Below are 22,479 nucleotides of genomic sequence, written 5' to 3' on the forward strand. Positions count from 1 at the left end.
GACGGACGTCTCGAGAAACCCGAGACCGGCAGCGCCAACGGCGAAGGCAGTCGCTGCACCGCCGACCGCATGCCAAACCGGGGAGATACGGCGTGAAACCGTCCCCCTGGCTGCCCCCCATAAACCCACCGAGTCCCACCCTCAGTCCCGCGACGCCCGAATGTCGCCCCGACCAGCGAGAAGCCGCCGGCTGGACTCTGATTACACTAGCGGGTATGCGCTACCGGGCGACACTCCCCTTTCGGGCGCGACCAGTAGGCTTTCGAGCATGTTAGACACCCGTTCACCGCTTCGCACCTACAGTTATCTGGGTCCGCAGGGAACGTTCACCGAGGCTGCGCTCGCGCAGGTGCCTGAAGCGGTCGGTCAGAACTGGCGTTCGGTCAACAACGTCGGTGAGGCGCTCGACGATGTCATCTCCGGCCGCAGCGACGGCGCCGTCATCGCGATCGAGAATTCGATCGAGGGCGGTGTTTCCGTCGCGCAGGACGCGCTCGCCACGATGCCAGGTCTTCGGATCGTCGGTGAATACCTCGTGTCTGTCAACTTCGTGCTCGTCGCCAGACGGGGCACGACCCTCGCCGACGTGACGGTCGTGAACGCCCATCCTGTCGCCTACGCCCAGTGCCACCAGTGGATGGACGCCACCCTCCCGAACCACGGGCACATTCCCGCGACGAGCAACGTGGCCGCGGCATCCGCTCTCTTCGACAACGACCTCGCGGATGCCGCCATCGCGCCACCGGGGATCGTCGCCCACTACGACCTCGAGGTTCTCGCGGAGAACATCGGTGACAACCCCAACGCTGTCACTCGCTTTCTGCACGTCAGCAGGACAACCATGCTGCCCGCACCGACCGGGGCAGACAAGACCAGCCTTATCGCCGAGCTGCCGATCGACCGCGCCGGAGCCCTGCTCGAACTGCTCGAGCAGTTCTCCACCCGCGGGGTCAACATGAGTCTCATCGAATCCCGCCCGATCGGTGATGAGCTTGGCCGCTACCGGTTCATCATCGACGCCGACGGGCACATCCGCGACGAACGGGTCGCCGATGCCCTTCTCGGAGTTCGCCGGTTCAGCCCCGGTGTGATGTTCCTGGGGTCATACCCGCGGGCGGACAAAGCGTCGATAACGTTCGACCCGAAGTACTCGGATGAGGTGTTCGTCGAAGCCCGCGACTGGCTCCGCGGCATCATCACGGGCGAACCCGAGGCCTGATACTCGCTCCGGTTGCGGTCGTTCGCTAGGCTCCGATCAGCTGCATCGATGAAGGAGCAACGGATGGATCGCACAGGTTTCGACCCCCGCTATAGTCCTGAGTTCCAGCGCGGTTTCGACCCGGCGCTGCACGACGGTCCGTCGGTGACTGCCCAGTCGCATGAGCGAATCGACACGGTTCCTGCGCCTCCCGCCCGTCGGATTCCGCCGGCTCCCGCTGGGGGCTCCGACGCCGCGGCATCGACCGGCGACGACCCGGCGGAGAACAGGATGCCCGGGGATTCCGTCGTGGATGATCCGGAGGCGGCCGAGCTGCCGGTCTCGCCGTGGCGCAACCCCTACCTGATCGGCCTCACGGTTCTCGCCGTCGTGTTGGTCGGTGGCGGGATCGGCGGGTTCCGCTGGTCTGTGTCGCAGGTGTACGGGGGCGCGATGAGTGCGCCGGGCGCAACACAGGCGGAGGCTGAAGAGGCGATGCTCCTCTCCCAGCTTGCATGGGGGTTGTCTCCGCTCCTCGCGCTCGCCGGAGTTCTGACACTCCTCGGTGTCTTCTTCTTCGCGGCATGGCGGTGGCGACCACGGCGCCGGTGGGCGGATGACGACTTCGGTGAGCAATCAGCGAACGGTGCCGAGCGGAGCGTGGCGGACTGATCATGGCTGGACGACACCGGTTGAGCGGCGTGGCTCGCGCCGTGATTGCCGGCATGCTCCTCCTGGCTGGTGGAGTCGGGATCGCCGCACTCGATGCCCAGGCTCGCAGCGACGCGGCGGACGCCTCCATCGCCGAGAGTCGGACGATCATCGAGTCGACCGACGAGGAGTTGTTCAGCTTCGACACGTCGTCGATGCGGCAGTGGTTCATCTTCGACAACCTGCGGTCGGCTGGGCCGATGCCGACTGTCACCATCGTGGAGGATGACGACGGTGACGTTTCGTATGTCAGCTGGGGACCCGTTGATGGAGGGCTGCGGCCAGGATCGCTCGGCGGCTGGCAGCTCAAACCCGTCGCCCTACTCCCGGCGGCCGGGCTGGCCGTGGTCATCGGTTCGGGATTCGTTGCAGCCGCGCGGTGGCGACCGCAGCATCCGTTCCCGGACTCGACGAGCGAGCAGGATCGCCTCTCAAATTGACGGATGCCGCTCCTGCAAGTCAGACTGTCGGGGGCCTCACAACGGCCTTTCTGCGCGTCGCGCCCCCGATGGATCCCTGAATCGAGAGCCCCGCGTCCCTTGCGTTCAGCGTCGTTCGCGATCATCACGCCCTCAGAAAGATCCCCAGTGCCCTCATCGTCTCTGCCCTCTGAACTCACTCGCGCTGCCTACGAGACAGCCGTTGCCCGCAACCCGGGGGAGCCGGAGTTCCACCAGGCCCTCCACGAGGTGCTCGAGTCGATCGAGCCTGCACTTGCGGAGCACCCCGAATTCGGCGAAGCCGGCATCCTCGAGCGGCTGGTCGAGCCGGAACGCCAGGTCATCTTCCGTGTGCCGTGGACCGACGACAAGAACCGCGTTCAAGTCAACCGTGGTTTCCGTGTGCAGTTCAACTCGGCGCTCGGCCCGTACAAGGGCGGGTTGCGGTTCCACCCGACGGTGAACCTGTCGATCATCAAGTTCCTCGGCTTCGAGCAGATCTTCAAGAACGCGCTGACGGCGCAGGGCATCGGTGGCGCCAAGGGCGGCAGCGACTTCGACCCGCACGGTAAGAGCGAATCAGAGATCATGCGGTTCTGCCAGAGCTTCATGAACGAGCTGTACCGGCACCTCGGTGAGCACACGGACGTGCCCGCCGGTGACATCGGCGTCGGCGCACGCGAGATCGGGTACCTCTTCGGCCAGTACCGCAAGGTCACCAACCGCCACGAGTCGGGCATGTTCACCGGCAAGGGTACAGGCTGGGGCGGTGCCGAAGTCCGCACCGAAGCCACCGGGTACGGCGCCGTCTTCTTCACCGAAGAGATGCTCGCCACCAAGGGCTCGTCCATCGACGGCAAGACCGCGATCGTCTCCGGCTCCGGGAACGTCGCGACGTACGCCATCGAGAAGGTTCACCAGCTCGGCGGACGTGCCATCACGGCATCCGACTCGTCTGGCTACATCGTCGACGAGAAGGGCATCGACCTTGACCTGCTGAAGCAGATCAAGGAGGTCGAACGGCTGCGGATCTCGGAGTACGCCGAGCGCCGCCCGTCTGCGCACTTCGTGTCTGGCGGAAGCGTCTGGGATGTTCCCGGCCAGATCGCCCTGCCGAGCGCGACGCAGAACGAACTGAACCTTGCCGACGCCAAGTCGCTCATCGCCAACGGTGTCGAGGCTGTTGCCGAGGGCGCGAACATGCCCTGCTTCCCCGATGCGGTGCACGCGTTCCAGCAGGCGGGTGTGCTGTTCGGGCCGGGTAAGGCAGCAAACGCCGGCGGTGTTGCGACGAGCGCCCTCGAGATGAGCCAGAACGCGTCGCGCCAGCGCTGGAGCTTCAGCGACAGCGAAGACCGGCTGCACCACATCATGCGCGGGGTCCACACGGCAGCGTACGAGGCCGCAGACAAGTACGGGCGCCCCGGCGATTACGTGGTCGGCGCGAACACCGCTGCCTTCGTCAAGGTTGCCGACGCGATGCTCGCGCAGGGCGTCATCTAGCCGTTGGTCGTGTGCGGATGCCGCTCGGCGGCATCCGTTGGTGCGTTGCGTTGCCAGAAAACGTTGCGCATTGGTCGGATCCGCAACCGTTCCTGGCAACGCTATTTCAGATCCGACCTTTTTTGGCAATGCACGAGCTGAGACCAGGCGAACGGATGCCCCGGCGGCGGTCCCTCAACCGTTCCATCCGAGACGACGCAGGCGTCGTTCCACGCGACCCCTCAGCCCGGAGAGGTTCGGGAGGTCAGCCCCTGTGAACTGCAGGGTCTGCCACCCCTCGTCGCCGATGTCATTCGCGCGTCGCACGTCGCTGCGCCACTGCTTGAGGTCGGTGCGGTGCTGGTCGCCGTGGTACTCGAGCTCGAGTTTGTACTCGGGATACGCCAGGTCGAAATACACCGTCCTCCGCGCCACCGTGAGATACAGCTCGTAGTTCGCCAGCGGTGTTGGTAGTGGGCTCAGGGCAAGATCCACCCGGACGAGCGATTCAGGACGCGACCGGGAGTGGTCGCTGCTGAGGCGGATAGCGCGGCGGAGGGCAGGTCGCCCGGTGCGCGACGGGTAGGTCTCGGTGGCCTCCGTCAGCCGGGACATCGTCGACAAGGGTGCCTCGTGCCACAACAGGAAGTCAGCGACGGCGACGAGGTCGGGCAGGTCCAGAACGGTCCCCAGATCACACCAGGTTCGCTCGACGGATGTGACGGGCAGATTCCTGAGGATCTGGACGTCACCCGTGAGGAGCAAGGCTCGGTGCCCCAGCATTCCGCGACGGCGCATCGCTCGGCCGGGCACCGGCACCGTCACCTCAAGCGGGCCGACTGTTTTGCCCTGAGGAAGTGGCATTCCGTGCAGGTGCGCGGCCGTTCGATGGCTGAAGGCGGCGCCGGATGGCATCCGTGTCGAGAGTGCGCGGCAGTTCAGTTCGAAGTCAGTCGCGGCGCCGATGCTGATTCGGGTGCCGTGAAAGGGCGATGTAAGGGACGGATTTCGCATCTGCCCTCGTGTGAATCCGCGACTGTAGGCATCGGCCACCGAGAACGTTGCCGGTAGCGGTAAAGGAAGAGGTCGTCGGAATGTCACCGCTCGAGAATGCCTTAAGGTGACATCCCCTGTTTCTGTTCTCCACAGGTTTTCCGGTGGACTACTGGCGCTCCTTTCCCAAATTGGGCAGGAGTTTGCGCCTCCGAGCGACCTGTTCTGGCAATGAGGCGAATACAACAACCGGTTGTGGCAACGCAGCAGGGGAACAACATGAACTCGTGGCGTGAGCAGCGCTACCGTACCCGCACGGCGAGCGCACCGGCATCCGCCGCGAATCGCACGCCCGCGACGATGCCGAACCCGTCGCCATCGAGTTCCACGTGGCGAGGCTTGTCGAGCGACACCGTGACGCCTCCACTACGCAGGTACGTAATGGTCGAAGCGCTCCCGGACGTGGCCGAAATGATCTTGCGCCCAATGCTCGACCGACGCAAAAAGCCGTTCTCGAACCGCAGCTTGCGCCAGATGTCGATCCAGCCGAGCGTTCCCGTCGGCTGCAGCACGGCGATGTCGAGGAGCCCGTCGTCGACGATGGCGTCCGGCATCATCTCGAGTCCACCGGTGAGGGTGCCGCAGTTTCCGAACAGGATCGTCGACACGTGGGCGCTGTGCACTGGTTTGCCGTCGAGCTGGTACTGGATCCGGAATGGTCGCGCATCCGGGAGAACACGGATGCCGGCATCCACGTAAGCGAGCCAGCCCACCGTCTTCTTCAGGACCTCGCTGGTGTTCGCCATGATGTCGGCGTCAATGCCCATCCCGGCCATCACAAGAAAACCGTGCTCCTCAATGGAGCCGTCGACCCGGCTGAGCGTCGCAATACCGAGGTCGATGTGGCGGGTGCGTCCGGTGAACGCGATCGTGATGGCATCCGTCACGTTGTTGATCGGGAGCTTGAGGTTGCGGGCGAGCAGATTGCCCGTTCCTGACGGCAGGAGCGCGAGGGCGGCACCCGAATCACGGATGCCTTCGGCCACCGATCGCACGGTACCGTCGCCTCCGGCAGCAAAAACCAGATCAGCGCCAGAGCGCACCGCCTCGCGGGTCAGCACCTTGCCTGAGTCGGTGAGCGTCGTCTCGAACCACAGCGTTTCGCCCCACCCGGCGTCGGCCGCAGCCCGCTCGATCAGCGGCTGGAGGGCGCTCCGCGTGACACGGGTCGGGTTGTACACCACCGCCGCGTGCTTCAGCCCCGACTCGCCCATACCTGCAACCGTACCGTGCGACGTTAGACTTGCCCCCGTGATTGATCCAGTGCTCCTCCGCGAAAATCCAGACCTCATCAGGCGTTCGCAGGAGGCGAGGCGATCGAGTGTCGAACTCGTCGACCAGGCCCTCGACGCCGACCGTGACCGCCGCGCCGCGATCACCGCATTCGAGGAGCTCCGTGCCGAGCAGAACGCGTTCGGCAAACGCGTCGCCAAGGCGCCGAAAGACGAGAAGGCCGCCCTCGTCGCCGAGGTGAAAGGTCTCTCCGACCGGGTCAAGCAGGCTCAGGCCCAGGTGACGGATGCCGAAACCCGCTTCACCGAGATCGTCGGCGCTATCCAGAACCCCATCATCGACGGCGTCCCGGCCGGCGGTGAGGATGACTTCGTCACCCTCCGCGAGGTCGGTGGAAAGCCCGCGTTCGACTTCACCCCGAAGGACCACCTCGAACTCGGTGAACTCCTTGGTGCGATCGACATGCAGCGCGGAACCAAGGTTTCCGGCGCCCGGTTCTACTACCTGCGCGGTATCGGCGCCCGCCTCGAACTCGCGCTCATGAACATGGCGCTCGACCGGGCCCTCACCGAGGGCTTCATCCCGCTCATCACGCCGACGCTCGTCAAGCCCGAGATCATGGCCGGCACCGGGTTCCTCGGCGCCCACGCCGACGAGGTTTACTACCTGCCCGCCGACGACCTCTACCTCACCGGCACGAGCGAGGTCGCGCTCGCCGGATACCACTCCGACGAAATCATCGACGTGGCGGATGCCCCGATCCGGTACGCAGGATGGTCCACCTGTTACCGCCGCGAAGCCGGCTCCTACGGCCGCGACACCCGCGGCATCATCCGGGTGCACCAGTTCAACAAGCTCGAGATGTTCGTCTACACCACCCCGGAAGAAGCCGAAGCGGAACACCTCCGACTCCTCGGCTGGCAGGAAGGCATGCTGCAGGCCCTCGGCCTCAGCTACCGCGTCATCGACACCGCCGCCGGCGACCTCGGTTCGAGCGCCGCCCGCAAGTACGACGTCGAAGCGTGGGTTCCGACTCAGGACGCTTACCGCGAACTGACCTCGACCTCGAACTGCACGACCTACCAGGCCCGGCGCCTCAACACCCGCTACCGGGCGGGCGAAGACGGCGGCAAGACCACACCGGTCGCAACACTCAACGGAACCCTCGCGACCACCCGCTGGCTCGTCGCACTGCTCGAAACGCACCAGCAGGCTGACGGATCCGTGCTCGTCCCCGAAGCGTTGCGCCCGTACCTCGGTGGGCTCGACGTCATCGCTCCGCTGTGACCGACGCCCCGCTGCTCGTCGCCCTCGACATCGACGGCACCCTGATCTCCGAGGACGGGACGATGTCGGATGCCGTCATCGACGCGGCGGAGGCGGCATCCGTTCGCGGTCACGTGCTCATGCTGGCGACCGGTCGCAGCTGGGAGACCACGCACCACGTGCTCGACCAGCTCGGAATCACGCCCGAGTACGTCGTGTGCGCGAACGGCGCACTCGTCATGAAGCGGGATGCCACTGAGCCCACCGGGTACCGCAGGCACGTGATTGAGACGTTCAACCCGCGCGAGGTCCTGACGCAGATCCGGTCGCACCTCGCAGACGGTCGGTACATGGTCGAGTACCCGAGCGGGTATCGCCGGTACACCCAGGGCATGACGGACTGGAACCTCGAAAACGCCGAAGAAGTGGAGTTCGAGCACCTCCTGAGCGAACCGGTCACGCGTGTCGTCGTCGTGTCGCCCGAGCACGATGAACTCGACTTTCTCTCGGTCGTGGAGAAGATGGGGCTGCACTCGGTCACCTATGCGATCGGGTGGACGGCCTGGCTCGACATTGCCCCGCTCGGCGTCAACAAGTCGACCGCGCTCGAGCGCGTGCGGGAGTGGCTTGGCATCCCCGAGGACCGGATCGTTGCCGTCGGTGACGGGCGGAACGACATCGAGATGTTCGAGTGGGCCGGCCGTTCCGGTCGTGCCGTCGCAATGGGCCAGGCCCCGGATGAAGTGAAAGCGGCGGCGAACGAGGTCACCGGAAGCATCGACGACGACGGCCTCGTAGCAGTACTCCGCTCGCTCTGACCGGGCCTTTCAGTCCCCTGTCAGGGCGCTCTGTCACTCTTGATTGGCCCTCATCGGCTACAATCGAGCGTTGCCTGCTGTTGTAGAACAGCGTGCATGGAGGGCTGTCCGAGCGGCCGATGGAGCCAGTCTTGAAAACTGGTGGGCAGAAATGTCTCGTGGGTTCGAATCCCACGCCCTCCGCCAACGCGAGGACAAACCCAGCACTACCGGGGCACGGATTGCACAAACGACATGTGCAGTTCGAATCCCACGCCCTCCGCCATACCCGCTCGAGCCACCCGAGTCACATCTCCACAGCCGCCTGCCGCGAAAGGAACGAGCGTGAGCGAACCCGTCCGTCGCCCCCGGTCCGCGCCATCGACGGCACGGCACGGCCAGCTCAAGAAGTCGACGGCTAGCCGCACAATCGCGCGTTTCCTTTCGGCAGCGCTCGCCGTCATCCTCGTGAGCGGATCCGCGATCGCGGCATACGCCGTCTGGGACATCGCCTCGAGTGTTGCTCCGCCCGTCACCCTCGCGAACGAGACCGGCGGGAGCGCGCCAGACATCGACGCGATCGAAGGAGGCGTGAACCTCCTGCTCGTCGGCAGCGACAGCAGGCAGGGGCAGGATGCCGTCTTCGGCGATGACGCGAAGGACTCGGCCACGCTCAACGATGTGACGATGCTCCTCCACATCTCGGAGGATCACAGCGCTGCAACCGTTGTGAGCTTCCCGCGCGACATGTTCGTTCCGATCCCCTCCTGCCCGAAGGAGAACGGCGGCACGTACGACTCCATGGCGGCGCAGAAGATCAACACGACGCTGTCGTATGGCGGCCTCGCCTGCACGGTCCTCACGGTCGAAAAGCTCACCGGGCTCTCGATTCCGTTCGCCGCCGAAGTGCAGTTCGGTGGCGTGATCGAGCTCTCCAACGCCGTTGGCGGCGTCGACGTCTGCGTCGCGGAGCCCATCAACGACTGGCGCACCGAAACCTACCTCGACGCGGGCGTCCACACGCTTCAGGGAACGGAGGCGATCCAGTTCCTCCGCACCCGCCACGGCGTCGGTGACGGATCCGACCTCGGCCGGATCAGCAACCAGCAGGTCTTCCTCTCCTCGCTCGTGCGCACGCTGAAGAGCAGCGAAACCCTCACCGACCCGACGAAGCTGTTCGGTATCGCCAAAGCAGCCGCGAGCAATATGACGCTGTCGACGAGCCTGTCGAACCTCAACACCATGGTGTCGATCGCGATGGCGCTCAAGAACATCCCGCTCGACCAGGTCGTCTTTGTGCAGTACCCGACGGAATACGGCGACATCAACGGATATGAGGGCGTTCTTCCGCTGAAGACGCCCGCGGCCCAGCTGTTTGACGCGCTCGCAGCAGATGAACCCCTGACGTTGAGCGGTGACACCGGCCCCGGTTCGGTTCTCGACCCGAATGCACCGGTCGACGATGCACCGGTCGACGACACCCCTCAAACCGAAGACCCCGAGGCGCCGAAAACCGACGCGACACCGCCGGGAGTCGTGCTCGACAAGTCCGTCCAGGGCCAGACGGCCGGCGACTACACCTGCTCAAAGGGCAACGACTGAACCTCTCCTCCTCCTGGAGGATCCGACGGTCAGCTTCGGGCTTTAGAGTTACTTTGTGAGAACGTCGAGATCCACCGAGACAAGCATCAAGCACGGCCGCCAGCCGCGCCGCGGTGCGCTTTCGACGTTGCTTCGGGGTCTCTCAATCGTGATGGCCGTCGTGCTCGTGAGCGGAGCATCCGTTGCCGCCTGGGTGGTCTGGGATCTGGCGTCCAACGTCTCGTCGAACGCGATCGATATCAGTGGCCCCGATGACACACCGCTCCCCGCCGTGCCGAATATCGACGCTTTCGAGGGTGGCTTCAACCTCCTCGTCGTCGGCGCCGATAACGATCCGGAGCAGGGTGACGCATTCGGCGAACGCGAAATCACCCTCAACGACGTCAACATGCTGCTGCACGTGTCCGAGGACCACTCCAGCGCCGTCGTCGTCAGTTTCCCGCGCGACCTCGTCATTTCGCACCCGACCTGCGTCGATCCGGAGACGGGCGAGAGCAGTGGCCCGACACAGGCCCAGCCGCTCAATGCGGCATTCGAACGCGGCGGTCTCGCGTGTGTCGTCGGGACGATCGAGAACCTCACCGGGCTCGAGATCGAGTACGCGGCGCTGATGTCGTTCGCGTCGGTCGTCCGCATGACGGATGCCGTGGGCGGTGTTCCCGTGTGCCTCACGGCCCCGATCAACGACCCCCTCTCCGACCTCGACCTTCCCGCCGGCACGAGCGTCGTGTCGGGTGAAACCGCGCTCGCGTTCCTCCGCACCCGCCACGGCGTCGGCGATGGAAGCGACCTCTCGCGTATCGCGAGCCAGCAGCAGTACATCTCGTCACTCGTGCGCACGATCAAGAGCAACGACACCCTCACCGACGTGACGAAGCTCTACTCCCTCGCCCAGGTCGCTGCGAAGCACGTCAACCTGTCGACGTCGCTGACGAACCCCACGCGCATGGTTGCGATGGCGCGCACACTCGTCACCGTCGATCTCGACAAGCTCAACCTGATCCAGTACCCGGTGATGGACGACCCGAACAACCGCAACCGCGTCGTGCCGCTGCAGGGCCTCGCCGACCAGCTTTTTGAGCGCATCAAGACTGACGCTCCCTTCGCCCCGGATCCGAACGCGAACCGTACGGGAGTTGAAGCAGATCCGAATGCGCCCGAGGCTCCGCCCGCGACGCCTCCGGCGAACGCGCCGGCTCCGGATGCCACGCCGGGAGCGACCCCGGCGCCCACCCCGACGACGGATGTGATCGAAGGGCTGCAGGGCCAGACGGCCTTCGACCAGACCTGCTCTGTCGCCAACAACTGACCCCAATTCGGTCGGTGGCGATTTGCCGGTTATGATTAAGCCCGTGCGTCCGTTCAGCGGTCGCTCATGGAGACGTCGCATAGTTCGGCCTAGTGCACCACCCTGCTAAGGTGGAGTCCTCGTAAGGGGACCGCGGGTTCAAATCCCGCCGTCTCCGCCACTTCTTAATATGGTTGCGGATCGCAGTCTCGTTCCCGGGATTACCTGGGATCGGGCTGCCGCCTTTCGCGGAGCTTCGCTCCGCGCGGGTTCAAATCCCGCCGTCTCCGCCACTGAAACCCTTGCTTCGCAGCGGGGGTTTTTGCGTGTGCGCCTTAGCCCGGGTGGGGTGCGAAAGCCGCCTGAAAAAGAGCCCAGGCGCGCCGACCGACGCTCGCGCGAGCATCCGGTTCGGTGTGGGAAAGTTCCCCCGCCAGCATCGAGATGGCGAGGATTACATCCTCGACGTCGACGTGGCGCCCGATGCGCCCTGCCGCCTTCTCGCGCTCGGTGATCCGTGTGACGAGGGATGCCAGCCGGTCGCCCAGGTGTGCGATGCGCTCGTCAAGGCGATGCGAGGTCATGAGTTCGATCAGGGCCGTCGACACCAGGGCTTGCGCGATGACGAGATCGAGAAAGTCGTCGAGCGTGGCATCCGGATTGTCGACGACGCCCTCGAGGTCGACGGTGTTCTCATCGAAAACGGCTACGGCAAGGGCGATGCGATCGGGGAAGTGGCGGTAGAGGCTGCCCTGCCCGACGCCTGCCCGCCTGGCGACCGCACTGAGCGGCGCAGACAGTCCGTCTTCGGCGAATACCTCGCGAGCCGCGGCCACGAGGGCTCGACGGTTCTCGGGCCCGGCACTCGGGCCCCGATTCGCTTTACCGGGAGCTGACACCCGTGTAGCCTACAACCGGACAACGTTGTCCGGTATGCATCGGCGATCCCGACCAGAAAGCAGAATTCCCATGGCTTCTTCCTCCACCCTCTCCGGAGACTCCTCCGTCGGCACCTGGCTCGACCACCCGGTTGGCGGGCTCATCCTCCGCGACCTGTTGGCCCAGGCCGGCCAGAGCGCAGAGACGCTCCGACCCGTCCGTCGCCTCGCGATTAAGCGCCTCGTCAAGCTCAGCAAGGGTTCGTTTCCCGCCGAACTGATCGACGAACTCGTGCGCCGCGTCGAGATCGGCGACGTGCCGGCATCCGCTGCGACCGCAACAACCGATGTCGCTGCGCCGGCTCCGGTGGACGACAACGCCGTCGACGCCGTCGAGCGCCCGGAGTGGGTCGAACGGATCAGCAACGGTCGCTTCACCGGCAAGACGGTCATCGTCACCGGCGCCGGATCCGGAATCGGTCGGGCGACGGCATCCAGGGTCGCCCGTGAGGGTGGACGCGTCATCGCTGTCGACATCGCGCGCGAGCGTCTCGACGAGCTCCTCGACGAGCTCCCGTCTGCTGACATCATCGCCGTGACGGCCGACATCACCGACGACAACGCAATCGCCGAGATCGTCGCTGCTGCGGGCGACCAGATCGACGCTCTCGCCAACGTCGCTGGAATCATGGACGACATGACGCCGGTGCACGAAGTGTCGGATGCCGTCTGGAAGCGCGTGTTCGCGATCAACGTCGAAGGAACGATGAAGCTCATGCGCGCGGTCGTTCCGTCGATGCTCGCCCGCCAGGCCGGTTCGATCGTCAACGTGGCATCTGAAGCAGCACTTCGTGGTTCAGCCGCTGGCGCCGCGTACACCGCGTCGAAGCACGCGGTCGCCGGGCTCACCAAGTCGAGCGCGTTCATGTATGGACCGAGCGGCATCCGCGTGAACGCCGTCGCACCCGGTCCGGTCATCACCAACATCGAGGCAACGTTCGCGTCGACCCTCGGCTCTGAGCGCGTTCGTGCCGGAATGGCCGTCATGCCCGAGGCGGTCGAGGGCGACGCTCTTGCCGCGTCGATCACCTTCCTCCTCAGCGACGACGGCGTGAACGTCAACGGCGTCATCCTTGCGAGCGACGGCGGTTGGTCAGCCGCATAGGTCGCTTTTTGCTCCGCCACAAATGGCTGGACTTCGAGCCGGAGTCCAGCCGTTTGTGGCCACGCACAAGGAGTCGGGGCTGGCACGGCGGGCGCCCGGGAATCGCCTGAGACTCCCAGCCAAGGCCGGAGTCGATGTGCAAGACTGGCGCCGTCCGTCCTGGCATCGTCGGAGTTGTCGTTGCCGCAGTCCCATCCACTGTGGAGACAACCCCCATGCTTTCAACCTCTCGCTCGGAGTCACTCCTCGCGGCATCCGCCGATTCGACCTCCGCCGGCGTCGCAGACGGAATCGCCCAGTGGGCCATTCAGGTTATGGAAGCGCTCGGCCCGCTCGGTGCAGGCCTCATTGTCTTCCTCGAGAACGTTTTCCCTCCCATCCCGAGTGAGATCATTCTTCCGCTCGCCGGTTTCACGGCCAGTCAGGGTTCGTTCACCATCGCCGAAGCCATTATCTGGACGACGCTGGGCTCGATCCTCGGGGCTTTTGTTCTCTACGGGCTGGGCCGCTGGCTCGGTCACGACCGGACCGTCTGGCTCGCAGCTCGCATCCCCTTCGTCGACCCTGACGACATCGTCAAGACGGTCGCCTGGTTCGGTCGCCACGGCAAGAAGGCCGTCTTCTTCGGGCGGATGCTCCCCATCTTCCGCAGTCTCATCTCCATCCCTGCCGGCATTGAAAAGATGAACCTGGTGACGTTCGGACTGCTCACCGCTGCGGGCTCCCTCATCTGGAACAGCATCTTCGTGATCGCCGGGTTCCTGCTCGGTGAAAACTGGAGCGCCGTTCTCGAGTACGCCGACATCCTCAAGTACATCGTTGTCGCCGGTGTCGTGGCGCTCGTCATCTGGTGGGTCGTCCGGACCGTTCTTCGGGTGCGTGCCCGCCGCCGTGAGCGCGAGCTCGATCGGGTCCTCTAGGGCTCGCCCGCCCGGACTCCTTGAGCTCCGGGCATCCACCCCCCGAGGAAATCACCCGGTACGCCGGATGGTTTGGTCCGCACTGGGTGACGTCGTGCTGGCGCGACCCTTCGCGCACTTTAGCGCGCACCCATCACGCGGTCGAGGCTCCGGATAACGAACATCAGGCGAACATTCGTCAACCGACCCTCATTCGAGCCGCTCCGTCCCCTAGGTTGGGAAGCACTTGAAACTCGCATGATCAGCAAGGGACGACCCGGGGGTCTGTCGTTGCTCGAAAGGACTGACCGTGAAAAAGCGCAATCTCAAATCTGCGGCTCTTGCCGTTGTCGTCGTGGGTTCGATCGGCCTGACGGGATGCGCCGCCGGTACGGAAACGTCGGGCGGCGAATCGAGCGAATCGGGCGACTCGACCGGCACCCTGATCGTGTACACGAACTCCAACTCCGACGGCCGCGGCGAGTGGATCACCGAGCAGGCTGAGGAGGCGGGCCTCGACATTGAGATTGTCGGGCTCGGTGGCGCCGACCTCGCGAACCGCATCGTCGCGGAGAAGAACAACCCGGTCGGCGACGTCGTTTTCGGTCTCAACAACATGTACTTCGAAACCCTCAAGGCCGAAGAGGCCATCGCCGCATACGAGCCCGAGTGGGCCGCTGAAGTCGACCAGGAGTCCGGGGACCCGAAGGACGGTGCGTTCTGGCCGCTCGTCGAGCAAGCCATCGTGACCGTCTATGACACCAACAAGATCTCCGAGTCGGATGCTCCGGATGACACGAGCGACCTCTGGAACGACTCCAAGTGGGACGGTCGCTACGAGGTCAACACCGCACTCGGCCAGGCCACCCCTCAACTGATCCTCGCCGGACTGCTCACGCAGCACCTCGACGAAGACGGCGACCTGGGTGTGTCCGACGAGGGTTGGGAAGAGGTCGAGAAGTACTTCGCCCACGGTTCGCCCGCTGTGGAGGGCACCGACCTTTACGCTCGCATCACCCGCGACGAGGTGGACTTCGGAGTCCTCCCCTCGAGCGGCATCGCCGCACGTGACGCCGAGTACGGCACCGAGACCGGTGTCATTGCACCTGAGGTCGGCGTTCCGTACGTGACCGAGCAGATCTCCGTCATCGCGGGCACCTCGAAGCAGGACCGCGCCGAGGAGTTCATCGACTGGTTCGGAAGCGCCGAAGTGCAGGGGGAGTTCGCCAAGGAATTCTCCGCGTACCCCGTCAACGAAGAGGCTCGTGCTCAGGCGCTGCCCGAGGTCATCGAGCTGATCGATTCCCTCGACAAGCAGGACATCGACTACAACCTGGTCCGCGAGAACATCGCCGCCTGGGTCGAGAAGACCGAACTCGAGTACCTGCCCTAACCTCACTCATCCCCGATTGCGGGGAGTGGCGGCCGCGGTGCTTTTCGAGCGCCGCGGCCGTCATTCGACCTACGTCGGCCGTTCACAGCTGAACGGGCCGACGGGAGCGCTCATGATCAGCTATGACAACGTCGAAGTCCGCTTCGACGACCACGTCGCCATCCCGGACCTCAACCTCGAGATCCGCGAAGGGGAGTTCTTCACGCTTCTCGGCCCATCGGGGTGCGGCAAGACGACAGCGCTCCGCACCCTCGCCGGCTTCATCGAGCCATCGCGCGGCAAGGTCTTCATCGACGGCAAGGATGCCACGCGGCTGCCGAGCGAGAAGCGTCGCGTCGGCATGGTGTTCCAGAACTACGCGCTGTTCCCCAGCATGAGCGTCGGCGAGAACATAGCGTTCGGCCTCTCCGTCCGTAAGACGAAGAAGCAGGAGACCGAACGCCTCGTCGCGGAGATCGCCGATCAGGTCGAGCTGACCCGCGACCAGCTGGACAAGAACGTCGCTGAGCTCTCCGGTGGGCAGCAGCAGAGGGTCGCGATCGCCCGCGCTCTCGTTCTCAAGCCCCGCATCCTTCTCCTCGACGAACCGCTGTCGAACCTCGACGCCAAGCTTCGGGTTCAGTTGCGCGAGCAGTTGAAAAACCTCCAGAGCGAGCTCGGCATCACCACGGTGTATGTCACGCACGACCAGGAGGAAGCACTCACCATGAGTGACCGGATCGCGGTCTTCAACAGGGGTGTCGTCGAACAGGTCGGCGCGCCTGAAGACATCTACGATCGCTCCGCCACCGAATTCGTCTGCACCTTCGTCGGTGCCATCAACACACTCTCGCGTGAGTTCGTTCAGCGACTCGTTGACGCCGGGGCTGCGCAGCTCGACCCGTCGAAACCTTCGTACCTCCGCCGTGAGAAGGTGTCGCTGTATCCGCCCCGCACAGGAGAGGCTGCGATCCGGCTCGACGGCATCGTCGCTGAGCGCACCTACCACGGTGCATACAGCACCTACGTGATCGAGTCGAGCGGTACGAGACTCATCGCCATGGTGACAGAGAACGGTGAAGCAGTGCTCCAGCCGGGTGCCACCGCCGACCTGTACATCGATCCGTCCTCGATCCTTCAATACTGAGGCGACGACATGCGGAATTCGTCACTGCGGACCATGTTCCGCTCCCCGCTGGTTCTCGTCGTCTCGGTGGTTCTCCTCTGGTTCATCGCAGCCTTCCTGCTGTTCCCGAACATCAACCTGCTCGTGTCGACCTTCTTCCCGGGCGGAGAGTTCAGCGCGCGTGCCGTCGAAAAACTCTTCAGCTCTGAACGGGCGATGAAGAGCCTGTTCAACAGCTTCCTTCTCGCCTTCTCGCTCGCGGTCACCGTTAACGTCGTCGGAATCTTCATCGTGCTCGTCACGAAGTACTTCCAGATCCGCGGATCCCGCGTCCTCTGGCTGGGATACGCGACGACCTTGATCTACGGCGGTATCGTTCTCGCCGCGGGATACAACTTCATTTATGGTCGCTACGGATTCATCACTAATGCCGTGAGGAACGTCTGGCCAGAGGTCGACCCCAACTGGTTCTCAGGGTTCTTCGCCGTGCTCCTCGTCATGACCTTCGCGACGACGACGAACCACATGCTGTTCCTCTCCTCGTCGCTCGCCAAGATCGACTACCAAACCATCGAAGCCGCGCGGAACATGGGTGCGTCGACGTGGAAGATCCTCTGGAAGATCGTCCTCCCCGCGCTCCGGCCGATGATCTTCGCCGTCACCGTGCTCACCTTTCTGACCGGGCTGGGCGCCCTGACCGCACCGCTTGTTCTCGGTGGCGCCGACTTCCAGACCATCGCCCCGATGATCGTCACGTTCTCGAAGAGCGCGAGCTCGCGCGACCTCGCCGCGCTCCTCGCGATCATCCTCGGCCTCGCGACGATCATCCTCCTGGCGGTGATGAACCGGGTCGAAAAGTCCGGTGTCTACTTCTCGGTCGCGAAAGTCGCTACTCCGCTGAAGAAGCAACGGATCCCGAACCCGCTAGCGAACGTCGTCGTTCACGTCGTCGCCTACCTGCTCTTCATCGTCTATGCGACGCCGGTGCTTCTCATCGTGCTGTTCTCGTTCGTCGACTCTTCGGCCGTGCTGACCGGGTCCATCACGCTCGGCTCCTTCACGCTCGAGAATTACGCAACGGTCTTTGGTTCTCCTGCGGTGCTCCGGCCGTTCATCGTGAGCATCGTCTACAGCGCGCTCGCGGCCCTCATCGTCGTCGGCGGGCTGTTGTTCGTATCTCGGGTGATTCAGAAATACCGCAACCCTGTGACATCCGTTCTCGAATACCTGCTGCACATTCCGTGGATCCTCCCGACGATCCTCATCGCCCTCGCGCTCGTGATGACGTTCGACCGGCCGAACCCGCTGATCGGCGGTCAGGTGCTCACCGGGACAACCCTGCTGCTGCTCGTCGCGTACATCATCGTGAAAATCCCTTTCACGCTGCGGCTGCTCAAAGCGGCGTTCGCCTCGATCCCGGATTCACTCGAGGATGCCGCGCGCATCCTCGGCGCGAAGTCGCTCTTCACGTTCCGGAAAGTGCTCTTCCCGCTCGTGATCCCGACGGCCGCCGCCATCACGGCGCTCAACTTCAACAGCCTGCTCGATGACTATGACGCCGCCGTGTTCCTCTACCACCCGCTGTACGAGCCGCTCGGTATAGCGATCAAGGCCAGCACCGAGGGTGAGAGCAACCTCGACTCGATGTCGATCACCTTCGTCTACACCGTGCTTCTCATGATCATCATGGGTCTCACGATGTACCTCGTGTACGGCCGCTCCGGCGGCACGACGAGGCGGCGCAAGGGCAGGAACGTGACCCCGGATGCTGTCGCGAACGACCCTGCGACGGCCGCGGCGGTGGCGAACACCAAGTAGAGCCGCTCCGCGAGCATGCCCGGCGGCCGGGCGCCTGATCACCCATCACGGACGAATACACCCGGCACGCCGGATGTGTTCGTCCGCAATGAGCGATTGCGCCGAACCGAAAAGCACGCAGGCAAAAATTGCGTCTAATGCGTGGGTTATCCTGACGCGCCTCACGGAGTATGAGGAATGCGGGAGGAAATCTCCTCCCGACTTAGCGCTCGGTCTATCGAGACCAGCGCACGCCAGGCCCGAGTGCGGGCGATCCTGCGTTTCCCGACGTGTACTGCTCCGCTTCTCGAGCCGGGCTCAATGGCGCGTTCCGCCCTAAACGGGACTCGCGCCTGGAACGGATATCTTGAGAACTCGTACCAAATTGATGGCCGGTTTCAACACCAGCGTCCTCGTAGGCGGAGCCCTCGTGCTTCTCGCCGGTGCAACCCCAGCAAGTGCACACACCCCCGAAGTGCAGGCAACCTGCAGTGAACTGACCGTTGCGTTGGAGAACTACACCGCGGATGCCGGCAACGCGGCACCCAATAAAATCATCGTGACTCTGGATGGTGAAGAGATTGCATCCGAATCGTTCGGAGCGTCTTTCAACGAGACCTACTCTTTTGACGACATCACCGTCGGCACGGAGTGGACCGTCGAGGTCGACGCGACCGGCACCGAATACGACCGGGATTTCGACGGCATCACTGAAGCGTGCCCGGAGACGGAAGAGCCGCCGGTTGTTGTTCCGCCGGTAGATCCGCCGGTGGTTGTTCCGCCGACGGAGCCGCCGGTTGTTGTTCCTCCGGTAGAGCCGCCGGTGGTTGTTCCGCCGACGGAGCCGCCGGTTGTTGTTCCGCCGGTAGAACCGCCCGTGGTTGTCCCGCCGACGGAACCGCCCGTCGTTGTTCCTCCGGTTGAACCGCCCGTCAGTACGACACCCCCGGTTGAACCGCCTGTAGCGACGACTCCTCCGGTCGAGCCGCCCGCGGCAACGACACCACCCGACGTTGAGCTGCCGTCGACGGGTGCAGAGATGGGCTGGGCGCTGCCGCTCGCCGGTGCGCTGCTGCTCGGTGGCATCGCGCTGATGCTCGTGCGCCGGACCCGCAAGGCCTGATCACCTGATCGTCCACTTCGGACGACAACATCCAGTACGCCGGATGTTGTCGTCCGGAACGGATGACTACGCCGACGCCCGAAAAGGTGCGCCAGCAAAACGAACGGCCCGGAAGCGAAAGCTTCCGGGCCGTTTCGGCGTTCGACTACTGCTTTTCCTGACGCGCCTTTTCTTCGGCAAGGGCGCGGCGGCCGGCGTCGCGCTCGTTGATCCGGGTGTTCTCCGCGCGTACCTCGGCCTGCACGGCACGCTCGGTGACGAGCCACTCCGGCGGTGCCGCGAGAAGTTCGGTGATCTCGGCGGTCGTGAGGGCGGCATCCGTCATCTCGGCGCGGGCGAGACCCGAGACCGAGATGCCGAGCTTGCGCGCGACTTCCTGGCGCGGGTGCGGACCGTTCTTGCGCAGTTCGACGAGCCATTCCGGGGGCGATTCGAGAAGCTCATTGAGCTGGTCGCGGGTGATCGACCCGGTACGGAACTCCTCGGGCATCGCGGGCAGGTAGACGTTGAGCTTTTTCGCTGCCGTCTCCGGCTTCATTGTTTGGGGGGTCTTGTTGGAAGCCATGACCCCAGCGTAACCGGTGAGACGCGCCGATCACGCGGGCAGCGGCATCCGTAATACCCTGTGACACGACCGTTTTCACGCGAAAACGGCAGGAGAGGGAAACCCATGGACGCCGAACCAACGGCCGAACACCTCTTCACTGTCGCGTTCGTGCCCGGAGTGACGCTCGCCAAATGGTCGAAGGTGTGGGCCGAGAGGCGCCCCGACCTGCCGCTCGGCTTCGCACCGACAGCGGAAAGCGAGCAGGTGAGCGTGCTGCACGACGGCACAGCACAGGTCAGCTTCGTACGCCTCCCCGTCGAGAACGCGGAGCTCAGCGTCATCCCGCTCTACCGGGAGATCCCGGTCGTCGTTTTGTCCAAGGATCACGACCTGTCGCTTCAGGAAACGGTGACCGTGGCGGATCTTGCGGGGGAGCACCTGCTGCAGGATCCTGACTCTGTGCCCGAATGGCGCGACATCGCCGACGAGATCCGCGACGGCACTCGCAGGCCGCTTCCCGACATCCGCACCGGTGATGACGCGGCAGAACTCGTCGCAGCTGGCGTCGGCATCGTCATCGTGCCGCAATCGGTGGCCCGGCTGCACAGCCGCAAGGACGTGATCGCGCGCCCGGTGACGGATGCCGCCGAGTCGCAGATCGCGCTCGCCTGGCTCGAGGAGAACACCACTCCCGACGTCGAAGAATTCATCGGGGTCGTCCGCGGCCGCACCGCCCGCAGTTCTCGTGCGCCGCAGGAGGAGCCTGAGAAGGCCCCACCGAAGGAACGTAAACCGCAGCAGAAGCCGAAGGCGAAGCCATTCACCCCGCGGCAGGGCCGCGCACCGAAAAAGCTCGGCAAAGGCCGCAACCGGGGGCGCGGCGGACGCTCCTGAACGATCGGCGTTACGCCACCGTCGTGCCGAACAACAATCCGAGCAGGTAGGTCACAGCAGCGGCGCCGTACCCGATCGCGAGCTGTCGCAGCGCCCGCTTGAGCGGCGACGCCCCCGACAGCACCCCGACGATCGCACCGGTGATGAGCAACGCGATTCCGACGAGAACGGATGCCACGGCGACCGCCGCGAGACCGGTCAACCCGAAGAGATACGGCAGCACCGGAATGATCGCGCCCGAGGCGAAGAAGAAGAAGCTCGAGATCGCGGCTCCACGGGCGGAGCCGACCTCCTCGTGGTCGTCCTGCTGGACCGACACGCTGCCGGTGTTGATCCCGACGTGTACGCAGTCAAGGCCGTTGAGGACCTCGTGGGCGTGCTCCGCCGCCTGTCTCGGCGGCATGCCGCGAACCCGGTAGACGAGCTGAAGCTCGTTGGCATCGACGTCGAGCTGCGGCAGCACCCGGCGCGCGGCGGGATCAGGGGTCGTGGACTCGAGCAGCTCACGCTGCGACCGTACGGAGACGAACTCGCCGGCGGCCATCGACAAAGCTCCGGCGAGGAGCCCGGCGACACCGGCGGCGAGGACCACTCCGGTGCCGACACCGGTAGCGCTCATCCCGAGCACGAGGGCGAGGTTGGAGACGAGCCCGTCGTTGGCGCCGAAGACCGCGGCCCGGAAGGTGCCCGAAATGCTGTTTCGTCCGCGGGCCGCGAGACCCCGCACGATCTCTTCGTGCAGTCGTTCGTCTGCCGCCATCGCGTCTGTGGCGTCGGCATCCGCTTCATAGGGGGAGCGGGATTCGGTGCGCTGCATGAGGGCCAGCACGAAAACAGAACCAAAGCGGCGCGCAAGGAAGCCGAGCAACCGGGTGCGGAGGGCGGTGCGCGTGGGGTCATTCGCGTGTTCTCCGAGCAGCGCGATCCAGTGTGCTTCGTGCCGGCGCTCGGCCTCGACGAGTCCGAGCAGGATCGCACGCTCCTCGCCGGTTCGACGGCTCGCGAGTTCGCCGTAGACCTGGGCCTCGGCGCGTTCATCGGCAAGGTACTGTCGCCAGCGTTTGATCTCGGTCGGGGTGGGCGTTCCGCGGGTGGGGGACTCGGTCACAGTGTTCTCCTGATGCTGGTGACCGAAGCGGCTAACCGTCTTCGGCCATCGTCAAACGTATGGCCGAAGGTCTCGCTCGCCCGCAGGAACGGGTGGGCTGCCGGGTTGTGAAAACCAGTATGTCGACAGACCGCGTCGCCGTTTCTGGAGTGAAAGCGGCGGTGGGAACTACTCCCCTTCGCGCTTCCCAGCCTACCGCAGGAGCCGGACCGGATGCCGAGTCGCCAGTAGCGGCTGAAGGCTTACGCTGGAGCCATGGCACGAAACAAGAAACCGCGGGAGAGCATTTCGGATGCCGGTGGTTTCACCAATTGGCTCAATAACCGACTGCGTCCGTACATTGGGCCGCCGCCGCTCGGGCCGTACGGTGAAGATGCGCTTCCTCCTGCCTCCGAGTCCGCGTGCCCGATCTGCGGGCAGGCGATGTCGCTCCACAACGTCGACCGCACGGGTGTGAAAACCCAGTTGCGTTGCCCCACCGCTCCCCCCTCGTCCTGACC

Annotated in this window: 21 protein-coding genes and 2 tRNA genes; 18 read left to right on the forward strand and 5 right to left on the reverse strand. The window is 64.8% G+C overall.

Annotation, left to right across the window (positions count from 1 at the left end; translation table 11 throughout):
• Positions 1–268 precede the first annotated feature (268 nt).
• The 4 genes from pheA to gdhA all read left to right on the forward strand — a co-directional run bounded on the left by pheA (position 269) and on the right by gdhA (position 3,852).
• Entirely contained in the window at positions 269–1,219 is a 951-nt protein-coding gene (gene pheA / locus ACWA1Q_RS00925) for a prephenate dehydratase (protein WP_463758772.1), read from the forward strand.
• A 63-nt stretch (positions 1,220–1,282) separates the two neighbouring features.
• Entirely contained in the window at positions 1,283–1,870 is a 588-nt protein-coding gene (locus ACWA1Q_RS00930) for a hypothetical protein (RefSeq protein ID WP_463758773.1), read from the forward strand.
• Between the two features lie 2 nt (positions 1,871–1,872).
• Positions 1,873–2,349 (forward strand): hypothetical protein, encoded by a 477-nt coding sequence (locus ACWA1Q_RS00935; protein WP_463758775.1) that lies wholly within the window; start codon positions 1,873–1,875, stop codon positions 2,347–2,349.
• A gap of 147 nt (positions 2,350–2,496) precedes the next feature.
• A complete protein-coding gene (gdhA, locus tag ACWA1Q_RS00940; RefSeq protein ID WP_463758776.1) occupies positions 2,497–3,852 on the forward strand; it encodes an NADP-specific glutamate dehydrogenase in 1,356 nt (451 codons plus the stop codon).
• Positions 3,853–4,026: 174 nt separating this feature from the next.
• Here gdhA and ACWA1Q_RS00945 read toward each other — a convergent pair whose 3' ends face one another.
• Both ACWA1Q_RS00945 and ACWA1Q_RS00950 read right to left on the reverse strand, forming a co-directional pair.
• The gene (locus ACWA1Q_RS00945; RefSeq protein WP_463758777.1) at positions 4,027–4,695 is read right to left on the reverse strand and encodes a hypothetical protein; all 669 of its coding nucleotides are present in this window, start codon (positions 4,693–4,695) and stop codon (positions 4,027–4,029) included.
• 431 nt (positions 4,696–5,126) lie between these two features.
• Positions 5,127–6,098, reverse strand: coding sequence for a diacylglycerol/lipid kinase family protein (locus ACWA1Q_RS00950; protein WP_463758779.1), 972 nt, complete (start codon positions 6,096–6,098; stop codon positions 5,127–5,129).
• A 37-nt stretch (positions 6,099–6,135) separates the two neighbouring features.
• Here ACWA1Q_RS00950 and serS point away from each other — a divergent pair, with 37 nt between their 5' ends.
• From serS to ACWA1Q_RS00980, 6 genes are all read left to right on the forward strand, one after another.
• On the forward strand, positions 6,136–7,404 hold the full coding sequence (gene serS, locus ACWA1Q_RS00955) for a serine--tRNA ligase (RefSeq protein ID WP_463758780.1): 1,269 nt from the start codon (positions 6,136–6,138) through the stop codon (positions 7,402–7,404).
• Positions 7,401–8,201 carry an HAD family hydrolase gene (locus tag ACWA1Q_RS00960; RefSeq protein ID WP_463758781.1) on the forward strand — a complete coding sequence of 267 codons (801 nt, stop codon included), beginning with the start codon at positions 7,401–7,403 and terminating at the stop codon, positions 8,199–8,201. The genes serS and ACWA1Q_RS00960 overlap by 4 nt, the downstream gene beginning before the upstream one ends.
• Before the next feature lie 98 nt (positions 8,202–8,299).
• Positions 8,300–8,387 (forward strand) — tRNA-Ser (locus ACWA1Q_RS00965).
• A gap of 138 nt (positions 8,388–8,525) precedes the next feature.
• A complete protein-coding gene (locus ACWA1Q_RS00970; RefSeq protein ID WP_463758783.1) occupies positions 8,526–9,782 on the forward strand; it encodes an LCP family protein in 1,257 nt (418 codons plus the stop codon).
• A 55-nt stretch (positions 9,783–9,837) separates the two neighbouring features.
• Positions 9,838–11,091, forward strand: a complete 1,254-nt coding sequence (locus ACWA1Q_RS00975) for an LCP family protein (RefSeq protein ID WP_463758784.1) — start codon at positions 9,838–9,840, stop codon at positions 11,089–11,091.
• Between the two features lie 68 nt (positions 11,092–11,159).
• Positions 11,160–11,251, forward strand: a tRNA-Ser gene (locus ACWA1Q_RS00980).
• Between the two features lie 154 nt (positions 11,252–11,405).
• On the opposite strand, the gene ACWA1Q_RS00985 is transcribed toward ACWA1Q_RS00980, so the two are convergent.
• Positions 11,406–11,969, reverse strand: a complete 564-nt coding sequence (locus ACWA1Q_RS00985) for a TetR family transcriptional regulator (RefSeq protein ID WP_463758786.1) — start codon at positions 11,967–11,969, stop codon at positions 11,406–11,408.
• A gap of 70 nt (positions 11,970–12,039) precedes the next feature.
• Between ACWA1Q_RS00985 and ACWA1Q_RS00990 the strand changes: the two genes are divergently transcribed.
• From ACWA1Q_RS00990 to ACWA1Q_RS01015, 6 genes are all read left to right on the forward strand, one after another.
• Positions 12,040–13,113 carry an SDR family NAD(P)-dependent oxidoreductase gene (locus ACWA1Q_RS00990; RefSeq protein ID WP_463758787.1) on the forward strand — a complete coding sequence of 358 codons (1,074 nt, stop codon included), beginning with the start codon at positions 12,040–12,042 and terminating at the stop codon, positions 13,111–13,113.
• A 215-nt stretch (positions 13,114–13,328) separates the two neighbouring features.
• Entirely contained in the window at positions 13,329–14,033 is a 705-nt protein-coding gene (locus ACWA1Q_RS00995; RefSeq protein WP_463758788.1) for a DedA family protein, read from the forward strand.
• A 289-nt stretch (positions 14,034–14,322) separates the two neighbouring features.
• Positions 14,323–15,405, forward strand: a complete 1,083-nt coding sequence (locus ACWA1Q_RS01000) for an extracellular solute-binding protein (protein WP_463758790.1) — start codon at positions 14,323–14,325, stop codon at positions 15,403–15,405.
• 112 nt (positions 15,406–15,517) lie between these two features.
• A complete protein-coding gene (locus tag ACWA1Q_RS01005; protein WP_463758792.1) occupies positions 15,518–16,531 on the forward strand; it encodes an ABC transporter ATP-binding protein in 1,014 nt (337 codons plus the stop codon).
• A 9-nt stretch (positions 16,532–16,540) separates the two neighbouring features.
• Entirely contained in the window at positions 16,541–18,328 is a 1,788-nt protein-coding gene (locus ACWA1Q_RS01010) for an ABC transporter permease (protein WP_463758794.1), read from the forward strand.
• 346 nt (positions 18,329–18,674) lie between these two features.
• Complete coding sequence (locus tag ACWA1Q_RS01015; protein ID WP_463758796.1) at positions 18,675–19,430, forward strand: LPXTG cell wall anchor domain-containing protein; 756 nt, start codon at positions 18,675–18,677, stop codon at positions 19,428–19,430.
• A gap of 145 nt (positions 19,431–19,575) precedes the next feature.
• Here the strand turns inward: ACWA1Q_RS01015 and ACWA1Q_RS01020 are convergent, their stop codons facing one another.
• Positions 19,576–19,995: a DUF5997 family protein gene (locus tag ACWA1Q_RS01020; protein WP_463758797.1), complete on the reverse strand. Its 420-nt coding sequence runs from the start codon at positions 19,993–19,995 to the stop codon at positions 19,576–19,578.
• A 105-nt stretch (positions 19,996–20,100) separates the two neighbouring features.
• Between ACWA1Q_RS01020 and ACWA1Q_RS01025 the strand changes: the two genes are divergently transcribed.
• Positions 20,101–20,871 (forward strand): LysR family substrate-binding domain-containing protein, encoded by a 771-nt coding sequence (locus ACWA1Q_RS01025; protein ID WP_463758798.1) that lies wholly within the window; start codon positions 20,101–20,103, stop codon positions 20,869–20,871.
• A 10-nt stretch (positions 20,872–20,881) separates the two neighbouring features.
• Here ACWA1Q_RS01025 and ACWA1Q_RS01030 read toward each other — a convergent pair whose 3' ends face one another.
• On the reverse strand, positions 20,882–21,979 hold the full coding sequence (locus ACWA1Q_RS01030; protein ID WP_463758800.1) for a VIT1/CCC1 transporter family protein: 1,098 nt from the start codon (positions 21,977–21,979) through the stop codon (positions 20,882–20,884).
• 255 nt (positions 21,980–22,234) lie between these two features.
• Between ACWA1Q_RS01030 and ACWA1Q_RS01035 the strand changes: the two genes are divergently transcribed.
• The gene (locus ACWA1Q_RS01035) at positions 22,235–22,477 is read left to right on the forward strand and encodes a hypothetical protein (RefSeq protein WP_463758801.1); all 243 of its coding nucleotides are present in this window, start codon (positions 22,235–22,237) and stop codon (positions 22,475–22,477) included.
• Positions 22,478–22,479: the final 2 nt, after the last annotated feature.

Source organism: Mycetocola sp. TRD_SC_2, from assembly GCF_055361225.1.